This window comes from Bacteroides sp. 51 (genome assembly GCF_010500965.1).
Lineage (GTDB): Bacteria > Bacteroidota > Bacteroidia > Bacteroidales > Bacteroidaceae > Bacteroides.
On the sequence record NZ_QVMI01000004.1, the window covers coordinates 150,148 to 170,631 of the forward strand.

14 protein-coding genes are annotated in these 20,484 nt (G+C 41.8%); 8 read left to right on the forward strand and 6 right to left on the reverse strand.

Annotated features, from left to right (window positions below; translation table 11 throughout):
- Positions 1-139 precede the first annotated feature (139 nt).
- From D0T87_RS05360 to D0T87_RS05370, 3 genes are read left to right on the forward strand one after another with little or no spacing between them, the layout of a single operon-like run.
- Positions 140-340 carry a YtxH domain-containing protein gene (locus tag D0T87_RS05360; protein ID WP_163173554.1) on the forward strand — a complete coding sequence of 67 codons (201 nt, stop codon included), beginning with the start codon at positions 140-142 and terminating at the stop codon, positions 338-340.
- A 24-nt stretch (positions 341-364) separates the two neighbouring features.
- Positions 365-730, forward strand: a complete 366-nt coding sequence (locus D0T87_RS05365; protein WP_163173556.1) for a phage holin family protein — start codon at positions 365-367, stop codon at positions 728-730.
- A gap of 3 nt (positions 731-733) precedes the next feature.
- Complete coding sequence (locus D0T87_RS05370; protein ID WP_163173558.1) at positions 734-994, forward strand: hypothetical protein; 261 nt, start codon at positions 734-736, stop codon at positions 992-994.
- An 817-nt stretch (positions 995-1,811) separates the two neighbouring features.
- Here D0T87_RS05370 and D0T87_RS05375 read toward each other — a convergent pair.
- On the reverse strand, positions 1,812-2,405 hold the full coding sequence (locus tag D0T87_RS05375) for a hypothetical protein (RefSeq protein ID WP_163173561.1): 594 nt from the start codon (positions 2,403-2,405) through the stop codon (positions 1,812-1,814).
- 759 nt (positions 2,406-3,164) lie between these two features.
- Between D0T87_RS05375 and D0T87_RS05380 the strand changes: the two genes are divergently transcribed.
- Positions 3,165-3,782 (forward strand): DUF1062 domain-containing protein, encoded by a 618-nt coding sequence (locus D0T87_RS05380; protein ID WP_163173568.1) that lies wholly within the window; start codon positions 3,165-3,167, stop codon positions 3,780-3,782.
- Positions 3,783-3,937: 155 nt separating this feature from the next.
- Here D0T87_RS05380 and D0T87_RS05385 read toward each other — a convergent pair whose 3' ends face one another.
- Entirely contained in the window at positions 3,938-4,906 is a 969-nt protein-coding gene (locus tag D0T87_RS05385; protein ID WP_163173570.1) for a type I phosphomannose isomerase catalytic subunit, read from the reverse strand.
- 140 nt (positions 4,907-5,046) lie between these two features.
- Here D0T87_RS05385 and D0T87_RS05390 point away from each other — a divergent pair, with 140 nt between their 5' ends.
- The 3 genes from D0T87_RS05390 to galK all read left to right on the forward strand — a co-directional run bounded on the left by D0T87_RS05390 (position 5,047) and on the right by galK (position 8,747).
- On the forward strand, positions 5,047-6,147 hold the full coding sequence (locus tag D0T87_RS05390; RefSeq protein ID WP_163173571.1) for an aldose epimerase family protein: 1,101 nt from the start codon (positions 5,047-5,049) through the stop codon (positions 6,145-6,147).
- Between the two features lie 50 nt (positions 6,148-6,197).
- Positions 6,198-7,526, forward strand: coding sequence for an MFS transporter (locus tag D0T87_RS05395; RefSeq protein WP_163173573.1), 1,329 nt, complete (start codon positions 6,198-6,200; stop codon positions 7,524-7,526).
- A 66-nt stretch (positions 7,527-7,592) separates the two neighbouring features.
- On the forward strand, positions 7,593-8,747 hold the full coding sequence (gene galK / locus D0T87_RS05400) for a galactokinase (RefSeq protein WP_163173575.1): 1,155 nt from the start codon (positions 7,593-7,595) through the stop codon (positions 8,745-8,747).
- Between the two features lie 144 nt (positions 8,748-8,891).
- Here the strand turns inward: galK and D0T87_RS05405 are convergent, their stop codons facing one another.
- The 4 genes from D0T87_RS05405 to D0T87_RS05420 form a co-directional block, all read right to left on the reverse strand.
- Positions 8,892-10,904: an LruC domain-containing protein gene (locus tag D0T87_RS05405; RefSeq protein ID WP_163173577.1), complete on the reverse strand. Its 2,013-nt coding sequence runs from the start codon at positions 10,902-10,904 to the stop codon at positions 8,892-8,894.
- 212 nt (positions 10,905-11,116) lie between these two features.
- Complete coding sequence (locus tag D0T87_RS05410; RefSeq protein ID WP_163173579.1) at positions 11,117-12,097, reverse strand: glycoside hydrolase family 43 protein; 981 nt, start codon at positions 12,095-12,097, stop codon at positions 11,117-11,119.
- 2 nt (positions 12,098-12,099) lie between these two features.
- Positions 12,100-14,082 (reverse strand): alpha-L-arabinofuranosidase C-terminal domain-containing protein, encoded by a 1,983-nt coding sequence (locus D0T87_RS05415; protein WP_163173581.1) that lies wholly within the window; start codon positions 14,080-14,082, stop codon positions 12,100-12,102.
- A gap of 36 nt (positions 14,083-14,118) precedes the next feature.
- A complete protein-coding gene (locus D0T87_RS05420; protein WP_163173583.1) occupies positions 14,119-15,603 on the reverse strand; it encodes an arabinan endo-1,5-alpha-L-arabinosidase in 1,485 nt (494 codons plus the stop codon).
- A gap of 179 nt (positions 15,604-15,782) precedes the next feature.
- Between D0T87_RS05420 and D0T87_RS05425 the strand changes: the two genes are divergently transcribed.
- The gene (locus D0T87_RS05425) at positions 15,783-20,057 is read left to right on the forward strand and encodes a two-component regulator propeller domain-containing protein (RefSeq protein WP_163173585.1); all 4,275 of its coding nucleotides are present in this window, start codon (positions 15,783-15,785) and stop codon (positions 20,055-20,057) included.
- The last annotated feature ends 427 nt before the right edge of the window (positions 20,058-20,484 follow it).

Below are 20,484 nucleotides of genomic sequence, written 5' to 3' on the forward strand. Positions count from 1 at the left end.
AATAAGATTAAAAACCGACGGTAATCCCAATTTATAGATGAAAGAGAACATATTTCTTTCTTAAAAAAATGTCAATAAAAAAACAATTTACCGTCAAAAACGTTAGCTTTGTAGTATCAACTCTAAAACAAAAATTATTATGAAAGGTCTTGATGTATTAGCAGCATTCCTTGGTGGCGCAGTAGTAGGCGCAACGTTAGGAATTTTATTCGCTCCGGAAAAAGGAGAAGACACCCGTTCCAGAATTGCCGAGATACTTCGCAAGAAAGGAATTAAACTTCACAGTGACGATTTAGACACGTTGGTGGACGAAATCGCAGCGGAAATTAAAGGTGAATAAAGAAAAAATTAGAACAGAATCCTCATGTTTATAGACGATAACAGCATTCAGAGCATCCGTCAACTCGTCAGAGAGTTGAAAGCATACGTCGAGATGCAAAAAGAGTATACCAGACTGGAATTGACAGAGAAGTTAACCATTCTCTTTTCCACCATGATATTTGCTACAGTGCTTATCTTATTGGGCATGGTGGTTCTGTTCTACCTTTCTTTTTCGTTTGCATACTTGCTGGAACCTTACGTAGGTGGCCTACCTGCCAGCTATGCCATTGTTGCCGGAATCATTTTTCTATTCGTGATTCTTGTCGTAGTATTCCGCAAAAAACTCATTGTTAATCCTTTAGCGAATTTTCTTGCTAATCTGTTTCTAAACAACAACTCAAAGCAATAAGCCATGAATGCCCGGACGAATCAAAAATATACATTAGAAGATATCATACAGCGCAAGCAAGAAGTGTTACAGGATATTCAGATTCAACATCAGATTATTGCTGAAACAACGCAGGCTATATTTGCCCCGATCCTCCCCTCTCCTAAGCTGGATCAAACAGCTTTAATCAAAAAGTTCAATACCGGCATGGCCATTTTCGATGGTGTCATGGTGGGGATGAAAATATTTAAGAGTATCCGGAAGTTCTTCAAAAGAGGCAGATAGGTGTAGTTAAAAAAATATCTAACTGATCCATATTTGCAAAGATAACAATCAAATTGATTCGTTTTTCACCCTTTCACTTTCTTTCTAGTAACCTTCCAACACCGATTTTCACTCATTTAAAATGTAAGATATGCTCCAGGAGGAGTATAAAGCCGATTTATTTATTATCCAAAAGAAGAATTTCAGCTAAAAAAGAGAAGGAAAAGTGTTTTTTCTACTCAAACAGGCTAATTTGCTGATAAAAAGGCGGAATATCTTGATAGTTCTCTCTTTATTTTGTGTTTAACAAATCGAGCCTCTTGTATAACAGATCAACTCTGGCATTAATAAATACCAGAGGCCGTGTTAAGTGTGACTGCTCACCGCGCTACTGTAGAAAGTTGACGTGTTAACGTAGCAAGTCAGTGTGTTTAACAAGAAGACCAAAAAGGTTTTGATTCCAGTTTTTCGAATATGAAAAGATGAAAGAATCGGGAAGAAGAGTAAATTTTAAAGTTATATTTCCTATTTCAATCGTTTTCATAAAAAATCCAAAACAAGCATATTGGCAGGAAAGCAGGAAATCGATTTACTAAATAAAATAAAATTAAAGCAAAATCAAGCAATTAAGAAAACAAGAGTTCAATATGCTATCGTTTTGAATTTAGCAAACTACAAATACGGAGCATTTTTCAGTTCACGGATAAAGGTGGGCAATTTTAAACGTTTGGATACAGAACTGACAAAATGTAAATTGAGAACTCCTTTTTGAATAGCCTTATTAGAAGTAAAGAGAGGGTGGGGTTTACCGACTTATGACACACCCTCTCCTTCTTCTTTAAAACGAGAAATATTCAAAGTACCTGTTCCAGATAATTTCCTCATATTTAAAGGCATAACTTTCAGCATACTTCTCACCCCTACCACATCTTCTTTTAGATTTGGAGTTTATCCGATCATGGTGATGCCCCAACTCATGCAACAAAATATGCAGAAGCTGATATGCTTTTATCTGATTTTCTGTAAAATCACATATTACATAATCCTCTTTCAGTGTATACCTAACACCAAGTTTATCAAAAAGACTTTTATGCGCATAGAAGTACCCCAGTCCATATTCCATCGTCATTTCTTTTCTCCATGCAGTAATACAAATTACGCCGTCACGATATCTCCCGTCACGATAAAAATCTCCATGTTCCAATACAATAGCATCAAATTCTATATCTATTTCTTCGCGGTTAGGAAGTATTTCCAAAAACTGCTTAACATCCCTTTTCTTCAGGAAGTGCTTATACCCTTTCCCCGGATTTTCCACATCTATCTGGATGATATCCTGACGAGTATTCCAATAGTTAGGAGTTCTCTCATGCCTGTTCTTTTTCTGTGCAGTTCCTTTTTTTATTCTTGTAGCTGTTCTTCTGGCAAACATAATATACAAATTTTGAGAACATAGAAATCATTGTTCTATGCTTATAAATTGACTATAAATAAGATAAGTTTGATTATAAAACTAATTGGTTATCTTCAGTTTGAAATTGGTTTTGAGGAGGGTGTGTCATAAGCATATTTCGTTACGTCATTGCGAGGGTTTACCCGAAGCAATCCAGCTCACAAAGCGTATAAGCTGGATGCTTCACTACGTTCACAATGACGAAGTGTATTCAACCCACTTATGACACACCGCCATACTGATTTTACATTGAAGATGCAGATAACCTGGATTTATCAGGATGACAAACCCATTAGTTTCGGTGTGCGCGTATTTTATCTCTCAACCAACATTACAATACCCTTTCTCTGATATTTGGGGTTAGTATTCATTATATGTATCCGCAAATATATAAACGATTTTAAGATTAGCAAATATTTAAAACATCAAAATCTTAAATATCAAACAAAAACAATTATTTTTGTGCCGAAATTCTAAATAACCACATTTTGAGAGTAACTCTTAAATTTATATTCGCTTAATATTAGCCTCATAAACCACAGGCTAATTATTCTTTCGTTTGAGTAATCCTACTCAAGCCAGGTTTTCATTTTATTATATCATTATCCGCTACATTGCTTCTAACAGCAAGGGTATCTGCTATTGCTGTATTCAAAAATACCTTATTGCTCAATGAGTTATAATGTCGCGGATAATATTGAAAATTTCAATAAAGAGTATTAAGCACCATTATAAATCATGGAAGAAGAGTATATATGGGATATAAAAGTTAAAAATACCCCCCTATTAATAAAAAAATGCAGCCATTGCGACAGTGACAGATTTTATTGTAGCGAAAAGTTTAGAATGAATTCTCAAAAAAGGAACATTGACGTCTGGTTAATCTACAGATGTGCAAAATGCGATAATACATACAATATAACAATACTGTCGCGCACTAAACCGGAGTTAATAAACAAAGATTTGTATAATCAGTTTTCAGAGAATAATACCGGGACAGCCTGGAAGTATGCCTTCTCTCCTGAAATCAGAAGAAAGAATAACATGAATATTGATTTCGGCAGCGTCGAATACGACATACAACATGATGGTATTTCGGTCGAAGATATAGTAAACCTTGATGGCGAAATCATCACATTCAGGATTAAATGTGACTTTGAATTTAATGCCAGACTATCGTCTATTATCAGAACATGTTTAAAACTGTCGGCAAATCAATTAGACAAATTGATTGAAGCAGGGGTAATCTCTATACCACATAGCCATTCATTAAAGAAACACAGGGTTAAAGATGGAGATATAGTACAGGTAAACAAAGAGAAGTTGAAAAGTGGGATAAACCGAGGAATGGGGTAATCTAAAGTGAATGGTTTACTGTAGGGGCGGTTCGCGAACCGCCCACAGAATGCATGTGAACCATATTCGGGCGGTTCGCGAACCGCCCCTACAGTACAACACTTTTTCTACTTATGACACCCTCCTCTTCTTTTAAGTTAGAGTTATCAATTCATTTAAACGTAAGTCTCAAGGAATTTCACCGCACCATCAGGAACAATCGTTACTTCCTGAGTAACAGCCGGAAGAAGCACAGTTTCTCCTGCTCTTAGCGTTATTTCATTCTTTTCATCATCAATCAACTTACACGAACCTTCTACACAGATCAGGATTACAAAAGAGTCCAGTTCCGAATAGTCGCAGTTGATTTCTTCTGTCATATCATACAAAGAAGTGGTGAAGTAAGGACAAGCAACCAGCTCTACCGGCTCATCTTTTACCGCCTCATAATCCGTACGGTAATCGTCCAGCACTTCATAGTCGATGGCTTCGCGAGCCAAATCCGTATGCAACTCACGCGTTTTGCCGTTTGCATCTTTCCGGTTAAAATCGTAAATACGATAAGTAATATCAGAAGTTTGCTGTATTTCGGCTATAAAAGCACCGGCACCAATGCTGTGTATACGTCCGGCAGGTAAAAAGAATACATCTCCGGGATTAATCTCATATTCCTGCAACACATCAGTGATAGTATCATTATGAACACGTTCTTTATACTCTTTAGGAGTGATCTCTTGCGAAAAGCCCGAACGCAGCTTTGCCCCCTTATCGGCATCTACCACATACCACATTTCGGTTTTCCCGAAAGAGTTATGGCGCTTCTTAGCCAACTGATCATTTGGATGCACCTGAATAGATAAATCCTGCTTAGCATCTATAAACTTGATCAACAAAGGAAATTTGTTTCCGAAACGGTGGTAATTCTCCTCACCAACCAACTCTTCACGATACCTGCGCACCATCTCGGTCAAGGTAGAACCCTTATCCGGACCATTAACAACAACGGACTCATCGCCCTCTACGTCAGATATTTCCCAACTCTCTCCTACTCCCTTCACTTCACTATCCAAGTGTTTGAACGGAACAATTTTATCCCCTCCCCAAAGCGTCTGCTTCAATATAGGAGCAAATTTTAGCGGATACATTTTTATATTTAAATTTAGATTAAAATAATTGATTTAACAATTCAGGAACAAACATACGAAAATTATCAAATATTACATCAAACTATTTGTGAGAAAGGAAGAAATTATCTTTATTTGCAGGGAATTTAAATCAAAAAACCATGAATAATACATACCCTACACAAGGTAATCTATCAGGTTTGGATAGAAAAGATTTTCAAAAAACAGTAAATGGCAAAGAAACAGACCTCTTTATTTTAAAGAGCAAAACAGGAGCCGAAGTGGCTGTAACCAACTATGGATGCGCTATTCTCTCCATTATGATGCCCGACAAAAACGGAAAATATGCCAATGTAGTTTTAGGACACGACAGCATCGACCATGTAATAAACAGCCCGGAACCATTCCTGAATACAGTGATCGGACGCTATGGAAACCGCATCTGCGAAGGAGTATTCACACTGGATGGAAAAGACTACAACCTAACCATAAACAACGGACCTAATTCCCTGCATGGCGGACCAACGGGATACCACGCCAGAGTTTGGGATGTAGTAAACCAAACTGAAAACAGCATTGAATTTACATATACCTCGCCCGATGGTGAAGAAGGATTCCCCGGAACATTGACCATACACATGACCTATCGTCTGGAATCGGAAGATGACAGAGAAGCACTTTACATCGAATATGAAGCTACGACTGATAAAGCAACGCCGGTTAACCTCACTAACCATGCATTCTTCAACCTGGCCGGCATCAGCAAACCAACCCCTTCTGTAGAAAATCAAATGCTATTTATTGCAGCAGACTATTATATTCCTATTGACAATAATTCAATTCCAACAGGAGAAATCCTAAGCGTAGGAGGAACACCAATGGACTTCCGTCTGGAAAAACGTATCGGACAGGACATCAATGATAAATTCCAGCAACTCGTTAACGGAGCCGGATATGACCACTGTTATGTCATTGCCAAGGAAGAAGAAGGAGAGTTAGCGCATGCAGCAACTTACTCTGACCCGGAAAGCGGACGCGTAATGGAAGTGTATACTACCGAACCAGGTGTACAACTCTATACCGGCAACTGGTTGGGAGGATTCGCCGGAGCACATGGAGCCACCTTCCCGGCACGAAGCGGCATTTGCTTCGAAGCACAAGTATTTCCGAATTCACCAAACGTGTCCTACTTCCCAACGTCTATTTTAGACCCAGGTCAGGAATACACCCAAACCACCATTTACGAGTTCGGAGTATTATAAATAAAACTAAATACTATTAACCTTTTAATAAACTAACCACTTTAAACATCATGGAACAAAAAAAACAAAATGGAAATATCATTGCGATTATCACAATGATATTCCTGTTCGGTATGATCTCATTCGTAACAAACCTGGCAGCACCAATCGGTGTAATATGGAAGAACCAGCCAGGAATTGAAGGCTCTAACTTCCTCGGTATGATGGGGAATATGATGAACTTCCTTGCTTATTTGTTTATGGGTATTCCTGCCGGTAAACTTCTTACTAAAATTGGATACAAAAAAACAGCCCTTGTAGCTATTGCAGTAGGATTACTTGGGGTATTTATTCAATATTTATCGGGAATTTTAGGTGTCGGCGCCACAATCGGCGGTCTTCCAACCAACTTCTTCGTATATCTGTTTGGTGCATTCGTAGCCGGATTCTCTGTGTGTATGCTTAACACCGTAGTAAACCCAATGCTAAACCTTCTTGGTGGCGGCGGAAACAAAGGCAACCAATACATCCAGATAGGTGGTACTTTCAACTCTCTTGCCGGTACGTTGACTCCTATGTTTGTAGGTGCATTAATCGGACAGATCACAAAGGATACTGCAATTACCGATGTTAACCCTGTACTCTTCATTGCAATGGGTGTATTTGCAGCAGCATTCATCATTCTTCTGTTCATTCCTATCAGCGATCCCGATCATGGTAAGAAAACAGGAACCGTTACATATGAACACAGCCCATGGAACTTCCGCCACTTCGTACTTGGTGCGATAGGTATCTTTATATACGTAGGTATAGAAATCGGTATACCGGGAACATTAAACTTCTTCCTGTCCGACATATCAGATAAGGGAGCCGGACTGGACCCTGCAAGCGCTGCTTCAATCGGTGGATTCGTAGCCGGAACTTATTGGTTCCTGATGTTGATCGGCCGCTTCCTGGGAAGTATGATCGGAGGTAAAGTTTCAAGTAAAATGATGCTTATGGCTGCATCTGGCTTGGGCATCGTATTTGTGCTTATTGCAATCATGCTGCCAAACACCGTTCAGACATCAATGCCTGTATTTACCGGTGCTTCATTTGAGATGGTTCAGGTTCCGCTGGCTGCTTTGTTGCTGGTTCTTTGCGGACTTTGTACATCCATCATGTGGGGTGGCATATTCAACCTTGCCGTTGAAGGTTTAGGTAAATACACCGCTGCCGGATCGGGCATTTTTATGATGATGGTAGTTGGTGGAGGTATCCTTCCGTTGGTACAAAATTGGGTAGCCGACATGAGTACTTATATGACAAGCTACTGGGTAATCATTGCATGTCTTGGATACTTATTGTACTACGCATTGATTGGTAGCAAGAACGTAAACAAAGACATTCCAGTTGTATAATCTAAGCATAGAGAGTTGAGAACCAACTCTCTATTAAATATCAATATTAATTAAGAAAGGATAACTATGGACATTAATCATGTAAGAAGTCGCTTTGCAAAACATTTTGATGGTGCAACAGGATACGTATACGCATCACCAGGCCGTGTGAATCTCATTGGTGAGCACACCGATTATAACGGCGGATTTGTTTTCCCGGGCGCAGTAGACAAAGGTATTATGGCAGAAATCAAGCCTAACGGAACAGATAAAGTTCGTGCGTATTCTATCGACCTGAAAGATTGGGTAGAATTCGGATTGAACGAAGAAGATAAACCACGCACAAGCTGGGCTAAATATATCTTCGGTGTGTGCCGTGAAATGATCAAACGTGGTGTTGACGTGAAAGGTTTTGATACTGCATTTGCCGGCGATGTTCCTCTCGGAGCAGGAATGTCTTCATCTGCTGCATTGGAAAGCACATATGCTTTTGCATTGAACGAACTTTTTGGTGATAACAAAATAGATAAATTCGAATTGGCTAAAGTAGGCCAGGCTACAGAGCACAACTATGTAGGCGTAAATTGTGGTATCATGGACCAGTTTGCTTCTGTATTCGGAAAAGCAGGTAGCCTGATCCGTCTGGATTGCCGTTCTCTGGAATATCAATACTTCCCATTTGATCCGAAAGGATACCGTTTGGTATTGGTTGATTCGGTGGTTAAACATGAGTTGGCTTCTTCTGCTTATAACAAGCGTCGTCAATCATGTGAAACAGTGGTAGCTGCTATGCAGAAAAACCACCCTCATGTAGAGTTCCTTCGCGATGCTAACCTGTCTATGCTTGAAGAAGTGAAGAATGACGTAAGCGCCGAAGACTATATGCGTGCCGAATATGTAATTGAAGAGATCCAACGCGTACTTGATGTTTGCGATGCATTGGAAATTGCCGATTACGAAACTGTAGGCCAGAAGATGTATGAAACTCACCACGGTATGAGCAAGCTTTATGAAGTGAGCTGTGAAGAGCTGGACTTCCTGAATGACGTTGCTAAAGAATGTGGCGTAACCGGTTCACGCGTAATGGGTGGCGGTTTCGGTGGATGTACCATCAACCTGGTAAAAGATGAACTATATGATAACTTCATCGCTAAAGCTAAAGAAGCATTTACTGCTAAATTCGGCAGAAGCCCAAAAGTATACGATGTAGTCATTTCCGACGGTTCAAGAAAACTAGCCTAGGCCCCGGCCCCGAGGCGGGGCGGCCAGTGGCGCCTTCGGCGCGTTATTGGTAGGTATAAAATAGAATAGGGAGTATCAATTTGGTACTCCCTATCTTTTATGTTTAAAATGCGGCTTGCCGCACTTGGCAGCGGCACCTTGCCGCTAGTCTACATCTGCGGGATATTCGAACCAGTTCTGCCATTCTGCGAATTTGCTTTCTACCCAGTCGGTAAATCGCGGGTAGGTATAATCAATGGTTTTGGCTTCCACTGGTAGTTTGAAATAGTCTGCATTGAATAGATGTACGGCAAACGGATAAGGGTTATCTGTGCTACCCACATACCAGATTTTATCTCCAGGAATAGACTTGTCATCCACAGTGCCAAAGAGATGAGTGATGTTAGCACCATCAGTTGGAGGATAAAACGGCAAGTGTACCTCAACCTTTCCATACTCATTGATCGGGATAATATATGGATTATACGGAGCGCCAAGTTTATTATTACTAAAGTAATCCTGATTAACGCTATTTTCTTCTTTAAAGACTATTTTTACATCAAACGTCTTCGGAGTACTTATATATACATGCGCACTTGGTTTATTTACCTGAACTTCGTGTGCCACATTATCGCAAATCTTTATGATAAACCCGTTACCATCGGACACTCTAGTATAAGGAACATCATCAATCGTAATCTTCTCTACCAATGAAGGATTAATATTCACCTTGTATGCAAATCCGGAAGTGAAGTCCCCACCCGAATGTACTAATGTGATCTTATCTTCTATCGTTTGCAGAAGGACGTCAGTTACCGGTACACCATCCTCAGTTTTTTGTCTGAAAGTAGTTTTTGAAGAATAGTTCACCACAACATCATTCAGGTCATAGTCACGTTTGTATGGCCAGCTATCTTCAAAAGCCAGGAAGCCTTTAGCCTTTTGAGTGTATGTAACATAACCGACTTCAGGTAGTGGTTCGGGTTCCTCAATTGCAGTAGCCGGATTTACATCAATGTAGAACATCACATCGTTACAATCCTTATCACCCCCGTACTTCTGGTCTTCGAACCCGAAGCAATAGAATGAATCATCTTCCGATGCCAAAGCAGCATCAAAGAAAATAGTATGCTGGAAGTTATCACTATTCAGCGATTTTATGGAATAAAAAGCATCCGTCTCTGTACTAACACCCGGTTTACCTTCATCATCCAGATAAAAAGCATTCGAACGCAATATAAAACCAACGGTCACTCCCTTAGGGAACTCCTTCACGTACTCGCCAGCCTCATTATCATAATACATTAATTGTACCATATCGCCGGCATTCAACCCCTTATTCAGTTTTGCATAAGGAAGTGCCACTATCTCTCTGATTTTCGACTGATCTACCGTACTAATATCAGCCGGCGTTCCTTCGTAGAAGAAATAACTCAATGCGTTGTTATTTGCAGCATCACCATGCACCATAGCCAGTTTAAGCTCGGCAGACTCATGCAAATATAAAACCGCATCTTTATAATAATCCGGATTAGTTACGGCCGTACCATCAGGAAATGCACTTGTGATGCGATTGAGGTATTTGGAAGGAACCTCTTTCGTATCAACAATATAATTCGGCCTGTAAGTTTGCTCATTAATATCCGGAGAGCTGCTTACACCGGTTTGAGACAAGTACCCATCAATTTCTCCATCTCCCAACGTACGGGTAACCGTTTTCCCTGTTCTGATCGCCGTATTCAGGTCGACTACACTAAAGTTGGCCATACCGGCCTCGATCCTGGCATACATCAACCGGGGAACAAAAAGGCTTGGAGAGTAGAGGTATAATTCCGTAACAGATGCAGGAATTACCTTAGTCAGGTTGATCTTACCATCCACACATATACCTCCGGCAATCGGTTCCAGATTGCTTTTAAGGTTATATGTACCATCGGCATTCCTTGTCAACGGATCTGTAGTGTACACATCGAAGATCGAAATCACCCCTTTCTGTACATCATACGTCGCACTTAGTTTCACATCTTTACTGGTAGAATAATCAAGCAGCGAAGGCTCGTCGCTATCGATAGGTTCTGGGATCGGTTCATAGTAATCTTTATCCTGACATGCGGCAAAAACAAAGAACATAGAAGCTATGCTAGCCGCACAAATCTGAGAAATGATTCCCTTCTTCATGGTGCAAAATTATTATAAAACAAATAGGTTATATCTAAGCTAAAGTAAATCTTTGGATAAATATAACAATTTATTTAATATAAACAAACAAAAAGTACAAGTATTTGAGTTGGAAAAGAGACTAATGCATAACTAATAAAGAGTCCCGAAAAGTATATCTCATACTCTCCGGGACTCATTCGTAACAAATAATTAACTTATGAAAAACCCTATTACTGTACTCCTTCTGTAGTCATCTGAATACGTTTTATTGTGCCATCTGCATTATAATATAATCTGTCAATACAAGTTGAACGGCGGAAACTACCACCATGCGGATTGATACTGCCGTTATGATAAACAAAATACCAATCACCTTTAAATTCGATAATGGCCTGATGGTTTGTATTGGAATTACCCGCTATTTCATTAAGTATTCCTTTATACTCCCATGGACCTGTGATGTTACGACTCATAGCATAACAAATCTTTTCCGGGAATTCGGAAGCATAAGACAGGTAGTACCAGTCGCCACGTTTATGTATCCAGGGAGCTTCCGTGAAGCGTGGAAGTTCAACTGCAACGATGGGACCATCCAGGTCTATCATATTTTCTTTCAGCCTGGCATAATAGCACTGGGTGTTTCCCCAATAGAGATAAGCCTGTCCGTCATCGTCGATAAACACAGTGGGATCAATATCATCCCAGAAAATGTTTGTATATTCTGTCGTCATGTTATTGGTGATTAAAGCACTTCCCCTTGCATCAACAAAAGGACCGATAGGAGAATCGGCAACGGCAACGCCGATAGACTTACCGGGGATTGTGCCGTGTTCGACCGTTACATACCAATAGAATTTACCATTACGTTCAATCACCTGGCTAGCCCAAGCCTCACCTTTTGCCCAGCTAAAGTCTTTTGCTTTAAGAGGCACAGGGTGTTCTGTCCATGTTTTCAGGTCGGGCGATGAGAATACACACCAGTTATTGATCAGATAATGTTCACTGCCCGGAGGACATTCATCGTTCCCGGCGTAAAGATATACTTTATCGTTATGCACCATGGCTGCCGGATCGGCGGTATACTTATACTTAACAATAGGATTACCCGTAGCTACAAATGTCGTGTCACTTTGCGCAAGTAGCCCGCCAGAGGCTACTAACGCAACTGAAAACAAACCTAACCTATAATTAATACCTTTCAATATATTCATATTTATTTCTTTTTGAACTTATAAAGAGCGAATGTATAAGGTTCCAGTTCAGCATTTAAGATATTACCTTCAATACTCACTGGCGATTCCTGAGGCTGAATAGCCGTAGGATTCTCGAGGGTGTTGTCTGCATCAATATTTAACGAACGAAGTTTAATGCAAACACCATCACTTAACACATCCTGTTTCTTCAATCCGGCGAAGTTCAATGTAACAGGTTGAGCTTTATCGGAAGTGTTTACCACCTTTACAATAATGGTGTTATCACGCTGCTCCCAAACAGCACTGGCAAAAAGACCGTTTTGTCCTTCGGCACCGGTCACATTCTTTTTATCCATGGTTAATGAGAGTACATTGCTTCCTTTGTTCAATGCAAAAAGTTGCTGAACAAGGTAGCTAGCTGTACGGACACTACTCATATTATCAAACCAGATCATATCCGGACGCCATTGCCAACCCTCTACATGGGCGAACAAAGGAGCATAAGTAGCCATGTGGACAATATCCGCATTGCGTTCCATACCCGTCATAAATGCAGCTTCGAGCAATGCAGCATGGAAATGATTCCATTTCTTTCCTTTGCCGTGGCAAGCATATTCACCGGCAAATACTTTAGGACCTTTACGGTCATAGTTGTCATAACGGGCGCCTTGGCTAAGGAACCAGCTTTCGGGACGATAAAAATGTTCATCTACCAAGTCAACTTTAAGGCGTTTCATTTCCGGCCATAAGTAATCGAAGTCTTTTCCTTCGGAACCCGGGCCTGAGCTACCGATAATCTTCATTTCCGGATAGGCTTTGCGGATAGCGGTAATGAATGGTGCAAGATGTTCGGGATATTCAGGTCCCCACTGTTCGTTGCCGATTCCGATGAATTTCAGGTTGAATGGAGCAGGATGTCCCATATCGGCACGTACTTTCCCCCAAGTCGTATTTACATCACCATTAGCGAACTCGATCAGGTCGAGTGCATCTTGTACATAGCTATCCAGGTCGCAAACCGCCACGTGTGCTTCTGCATCGTTGTTTTGGAACTGACAAGCCAGGCCGCAACTAAGTACAGGAAGAGGTTCGGCACCGATTTCTTCGGATAGAAGGAAGAATTCATAGAACCCCATGCCGTAACTCTGATAATAATCGGGATAGAAGCGGTGTGGGAAGGTATAATGCCAACGGTTTTCGTTCAACGGACGGTTTTCTACCGGACCTACGGTCTTTTTCCAATCGTAGCGGGTGTCCAGGTCGGTGCCTTCAACAATACATCCGCCGGGAAAACGGAATACACCGGGTTTGATATCCGCCAGGTCCTGAGCCAGATCTTTACGAAGTCCGTTTTCACGTCCTTTCCATGTATCTACAGGGAAAAGAGAAACGTGCTCCAAATCAACGGTTGTTGTAGAAGACAGGAAGATGCGAAGAATAGACTTGGGTTCGGTTATTCCGCCCTTCAGGATAACCTGGTATTTTTTCCAGTCCTTAGAGTCGATTACGAGGTCTTGCGAAGCAAAAGCGTGTTGTTCGCCCATGCTGTTGGGTTTTACCAGTTCGACACGGATTTTAGATGAAGTACCTCCCTGTGGTAGGCGTGCCCATACGGAGAAGCGGTATTCTTCACCACTCTTTATACCGATTCCAAAGAAACCTTCATTCTCCAGGCCGGTACGTTTGTGGGCATGACCGGGTTCTGTCAGACGAACATAGTGTGGGTTACGTTCAAAGGGACCGTCGTTTTGCAGTGTCACCTTACCAAAGGTTTTCCAACCCATCAGGTTTTGTGGGAACTCAAATGAGCGGTTCTTTACCAGTTCGGCATAGAGTCCGCCATCGGCTCCGTAGTTAATATCTTCGAAAAACAACCCATACATGGTTGGTTGTATTTCAGCTCCCGGTTTCTTGGTTTGAATCACCATTTCATTGGTCTGCGCACTTAAGGTCATTCCAGCAGACAGAGCCAATGAGGCAATGAGTGTTTTGTGGATTTTCATGATTTTATTATTTATAGTATATATGTATAATAACGTTTACCTTATCCTTTTCCCCCAAACGGAACGTCCATTTTTATCCAGTCCGGTGAAAAGAATAGTCTCTTTTTCATTCTCCCAATCCTGTCCTGCAAAAATAAGAAGATCATTTATCTCCTCCTCGTTGATTTTCATATTTAAGGATTGATTTTCTGTCAAAAAGCACCAATTTCCGTTCACTCCCACTTTCCCGCCTTCTGAGAGGGTGATATGGAAAGAGCGATTCCACTCTTCTTCAACAAGTTCACCTTCTCCCCAAAGAATTTGTCCGGCTTCGAGGTTGCGTTCGTGGCGGGGTTCCAATACACGGATAATCTCCCACTCTCCCACTAAATCTTTCTCTACGAATCTGCGGATGGGTGTCGCGGCATATCTTTCCGGAGAAACCACCGGCCAACCATCGGGATTGAAATATATTTCACGTACGTGCAATACCATCAGCATGTTTTGCGGAGAAAGCCTTGCCTGGTGGAACATGAAATACCTTCCGTCGTCTGTGCGCAAAGCGGCACAATGTGCTGTTCCTGCCCATCCCGGATGGTTATCAAAGCGGTAAGGAGCGGTCAGTATCGGGAAGTTGTTGATTGTATCTTTCAGGTCCTGACCGAAGAAGTCGGTAAACGGTCCTTCCGGCGACTCCGACCGGCCTACACGTACATTATAAGTAGTCATCAATGGGTCATAGGAGCCGAAGAGGTAGTATTGTTTCAGTTCGGGGTTGTAAATAATCTCCGGCGCCTCAAGATTGTCTTTTTTATAATTGGCACGGCGGGCAACGAGATGTCCCTGATCACCATCAGTCAGCGCCAGGCCGGTCTGTGGATTGAGTTCCATACAGAATAACCCGCCGAAGAATGAACCGTAGTGCATCCACCATTTCCCATTCCCGGGGTCTACAATCACACTGGGGTCAATGGCATTCATTACGCTTTCGTTATTGGTTTTCACCACACAGCCCTTCAGTTCCCAGGGACCTTCGGGCGAGGATGATTCGGCCAGGCCGATGTAGGACGTCTTGCGTCCGAAAGCGGATACACAATAATATAACCGGTACGTATCTTCATGTTGAATGATATAAGGCGCCCAGATGTTTGTTGCTCCATGTCCGTCGGCATGGTTTTTTACCCACTCTACAGCTTCCTTTGGAATCTCAGGGAATGCCCAACCTACGAACTCCCAGTTCACCAGGTCTTTGGAACGCCGTACCTGTATATACCCCAGGGGCACGCCTTTTTCTTTGGCTTCCTTTTTGTTTTCTCCAAATATGGCATCGGTTGAATACATATAGTAATACTCGCCGAATTTCTTGCAAGCCGGATCATGGACATTGTAAGGCCCCCATTTTTTATAATCTTCCATTTTGGATACCGAACGATAATCGTCTTTCCAGGGGTTGGACGACGGTATGGGGGAGAATGGTACGGAAGTGTTGCAAGCTAAAAAGCAACTCAATAGCAAGATTCCGCCTAGTAGTTTTCCTTTCATGGTATTAACTTTCAATTAACTTTTTGGATTTGATGCAAAAATACACCCTGATTTAACGCGGCAGGTGGACGAAAGAACATTAATGGTGGACAAAAGTCTCCTTACGTTCAAAAGTTTAACCTGATTTTGGGATTCTATAAATTATGGTATAACTTTGTTCTGAATCTTAATCTGGTAATATGAAAAAGTTAGCCTTCACATTCCTTTTTCTACTGTACTACTGTACCCAAAACGGGTATCTCTTTGCGCAGGAATCATTCTCTACGCACTACAACACTACGTATGTGACGATGGACAATGGATTGCTTCATAATTTCATTGATGACATTTACAAAGACTCACAGGGTTTTCTATGGATTTCCACTGCCGGAGGGGGGTTGTCGCGCTATGATGGCTATGAGTTTATACACCATAATACCAATACAACCCGAAGCAAACTGAGAAGTAATTTCATACGGAAAGTATGCGAAGACAACTTCGGCAGACTATGGGTTATTTCTGAAGGAGGCATAGATATTCTGGATCTTTCGACACAGGAACATGTCATTCTAACCGATCATAAAGGAGCATTCGAAGTATTAAGAAATGGAAACGCACTGTCTATAGCTAAAGATTCCAAAGGCAATATATGGTTATACGACAATGGCCTTATTCACAAGATCGAGTTTGATGCCCGGGGAGAAATACACCGGGTTCTTTCACTACAGATTCCTCCCTCGCCTATACAGTTCATTACAATGAATGATATTGATGAAGACGGAAATATCTGGATTGGATGGGGAAGTTCGGTACTCAAGTTATATGCTGCGGAAGATGGAACTTTACGAAGCACCCAGGCTGCACAAGGGTTAACGCTCGAACCAAACTTACTTATTTTATCGCTTATTATAAAGGAAAATGAAGTTTGGATAGGAACAAACAGTGGCCTGTTCCGCTATAACCGGAATGAAAACGTGCTAAAAGGCTACATGTACAACCGGAATAATCTTCGTTCGATATCACAGGATTACATTACCGACCTGGCTGTTACCCACGACAAACGACTATTGGTTAGTACGTTAAGGGGGTTAAACATATACAATCCGATAACTGATGACTTTGAACGTATTTCGACAAACGACAAATCTTCAGTGCACAGAAACAATAGTCTAAACTCCAATTTCCTGAACTGTATACTTACGGATGAAGATATAATATGGATTGGCAGTGAAACCGGAGGCATAAATAAAATGACCCCGCAACGCCTAACTGTACGCAACTATGCATATAGTAAGGAAAATCCTTTTAGTCTTTCACAAAATCCGGTTAATGCGATTTATGAGGATAAAAACGAGACATTATGGGTAGGAACAGTAGAGGGTGGATTGAACCGGAAACTTAAAGGACAGGAACAATTTACACACTACACCACTGATGCTCCTTCGTATATAGCACACAATTCGGTCAGCGCATTGACTTCGGATCATGAAAACCGTTTATGGATAGGAAGTTGGGGAAACGGCATTACCTTACTTGATATCAACCATCCGGAACGCCGGGCTATGAAGTATATATCTTCGCATACCTATCCCGGATTTCCGATTGATTTTGTTGGCTCATTGCATTACGATCCCATCAACCGGGGCGTATGGATAGGTACGAATCCCGGCATTTACTTTTACGATATGCAAACCGATCAGATATCGCTTCCTTTTAATGATAAGGGTACGGAAAATGCCTTTGGTTGTATTGGAGCGCTCATTGACACCAAAGGTCGTCTCTGGATGGGTTCAATGGAGGGTATTTATGTCATTGACCTGCATTCCCGCAAGGATGGATTCTTTACATATAAGCATTTTAAATATAAACTTGACCAACCGGAATCCAGGTTACTGGAAAAGGCCAGCTGCTTTTATCAGGCCAAAGATGGTACGATATGGGTAGGTAGTAATGCGTATGGCATGTATCAGTTTATCGAAGAAGAGAACAACAATCACTTTGTGTCTTACACCATGGATCACGGATTAATCAATAACGGTGTTCGTGGTATACTGGAAGATGACCGGGGCAGACTGTGGGTAAGTACAAACAACGGGCTATCTTGTTTTGATGGTTCAACGAATAGTTTTATAAACTACACGAAAGAAGATGGGCTATCGAATAATCAGTTTTACTGGAATGCGCATTATCGCTCGAAAAGCGGATTACTTTATTTCGGGGGATTAAATGGATTAACTGCCATAGAAGCCAATAAACAACAAATACTAAACGCTCCGTCGCTTGTCAGATTTACCAAACTCCGCATTATGAATGAGGAGGTTTACCCGGATAGCAAACATATAGATACAAATATTTCTACGGCCCGGGTTTTGCAGTTGCACGAAAGCGATAAATCATTCTCCCTGGAATTCTCGGCCCTGAATTACAGTTCGCAGGCGGCAACCTACAAATACCGTTTATTGGGCTTTGACGATGAGTGGATTGAAACACCATCCAGTCGCCGCTTTGCCAACTACACGAATCTGAAACACGGAGATTATGTTTTCCAGGTGATGTATATCCCCGAAGGGGTGACAGGAGATTTACCGGTGACTGAGCTATCGGTCATCGTAAGCCCGTTCTTTTACAAACGTCCCTGGTTTATTCTGCTGATGATCGTGTTTGTTATTTGTACCACGATATACATATATAAAAGGCGTATCCGAACCTTGCAGGAGCAAAAAGAGTTGCTTCACCGCACGGTAGAAGAGCGGACAAAGGAACTGGCACTTCAAAATGAGGTACTTACGCAACAAAATGATAAGATTACCAGGCAGAAAACACAGCTCGTTAAGATGTCTAAGAAGGTGCAGGAGCTTACGATTGATAAGTTATCGTTCTTCACCAATATTACCCATGAATTCCGCACACCTATCACCCTGATTATCGGACCGATTGAACGAGCGCTGAAACTCAGTTATAACCCGCAGGTGATAGAGCAGCTAAACTTTGTGGAAAGAAACTCCAAGTACCTGCTCTCGCTGGTGAACCAGCTTATGGACTTCCGCAAGGTAGAATCGGGTAAGTTGGATATCAATAAAACGAAGAGTGATTTCCTGAAATTCATCGACTCCATTGTTCTCCCATTCACCGTCTTTGCCGAAGAACGGAACATTACGATCAGCAAATACTACCGGCTTCCATCGCCCGAAATCCTTTTCGATCAGGACGCCATGCAAAAGGTGGTTACCAACCTGTTGTCCAATGCTATTAAATTCACACCCGATGGTGGACAGGTGAGTATATACGTGGCCTCGGTGGCAAGGTGCCACAGCCAGGTTTCCATGCAGGCGAGCGATGAAGTGCCGCCCGCAAAAGAATGGTTATATATAAGTATAAGAGACACCGGATCGGGAGTGGCCGAAGAAGATATGGCCAAGATCTTCAACCGCTTCTACCAATCGCAGCAAGGTGCCGCAGCCAATCGCTCTTTTCCGGTTTATGGACAGAGCGGGACGGGCATCGGGCTTTACCTCTCGAAGCGGATCGTGCAGTTGCATGGCGGAACGATTAAGGTAAGGAACAACCGTAAAGTCGGGGCTTCGTTCTGTATTAGCCTGCCGCTATCGCGTGAAGAGGCTGCCCTGACTATGGATACCGCTATTGCACACCCGGTTATCCTGCCCGATACGCCGGACTTTGTGCCCTCGCACTTCTCCCCCAACCGCCTGACGATGCTGATTGTGGAGGATAATAAAGATATGCGCGGGTATATCCGCTCCATACTTTCGGAACAATACAACATTCTTGAAGCCGAGAACGGGGCCGAAGCATTGACGGCTTTGTCTACCTGCAATGTCGATTTCATCATTAGTGACCTGATGATGCCTATAATGGATGGCATAGAATTGTCGCGCAAGGTAAAAGAGAACTTCGCCATTTCGCATATCCCCTTCCTGATGCTTACAGCTAAGACTTCACAGGAATCACGCCTTGAGAGTTACCGTACGGGGGTGGACGAGTATTTATTGAAACCGTTTAATGAAGAGTTACTACTCACCCGCATATCAAATATCCTGGAGAATCGCAAACGATACCAGCGGCAGTTTGCAGTTAAAATGGATGTCGAAGCGTTGAACATTGAAGAAGAATCGAGCGATAAAAAGTTCCTGAACAAAGCGTTGGATATTATAAAGTCTAACTACCAGAACCCCGCCTATGAATCGGGCGACTTTATTGAGGCCATGGGGGTAAGTAAAAGTTTGCTTAACAAGAAAATGCAAAGCCTCACCGGGCAATCCATCGGGCAGTTTATCCGTAATTACCGGTTGAATATTGCCCGCGAACTGATTGAGAAGAACAAGGTGACCCGGAACATGAATGTTTCTGAGATTGCATACGAGGTAGGTTTTAATGATCCGAAGTACTTCACACGATGCTTTACTAAGCGATATAATATTCCGCCAAGCAGCTTGATGGAGGGTGAAATAGGTTAAACACACACCTTTAGGAAAATTATCAACACCTCTATACATATAAAACAAACCCAAACAGCATAACATCTCTTAAATGGCACTAAAATAACTGCCCCACAAGGCTTCTGAAGCCGGTTTTTACGTTTGCTGCAAACATCAACTTGCGTTTGCTGCAAACGCAATGTTGTCTTTGCAGCAAACGCAAGTTGATGTTTGCAGCAAACGCAAATCGATATTTCGAAGGAGATTTAGAGTGGAGTAAGGAATCCTTATATTATAGGTTGTTTTTACTCCTATTTTTGACTTATGGTCAATTATCCACTATCAAAACACAAACGTCCACCATCAAAACACGCAGTACGCATATATTTGCAGTGTAGTTTTTACACTAAATCATTCATTAACCAATAAAATCTATATTATGAGGACAAGAAAATGCCATCACTAT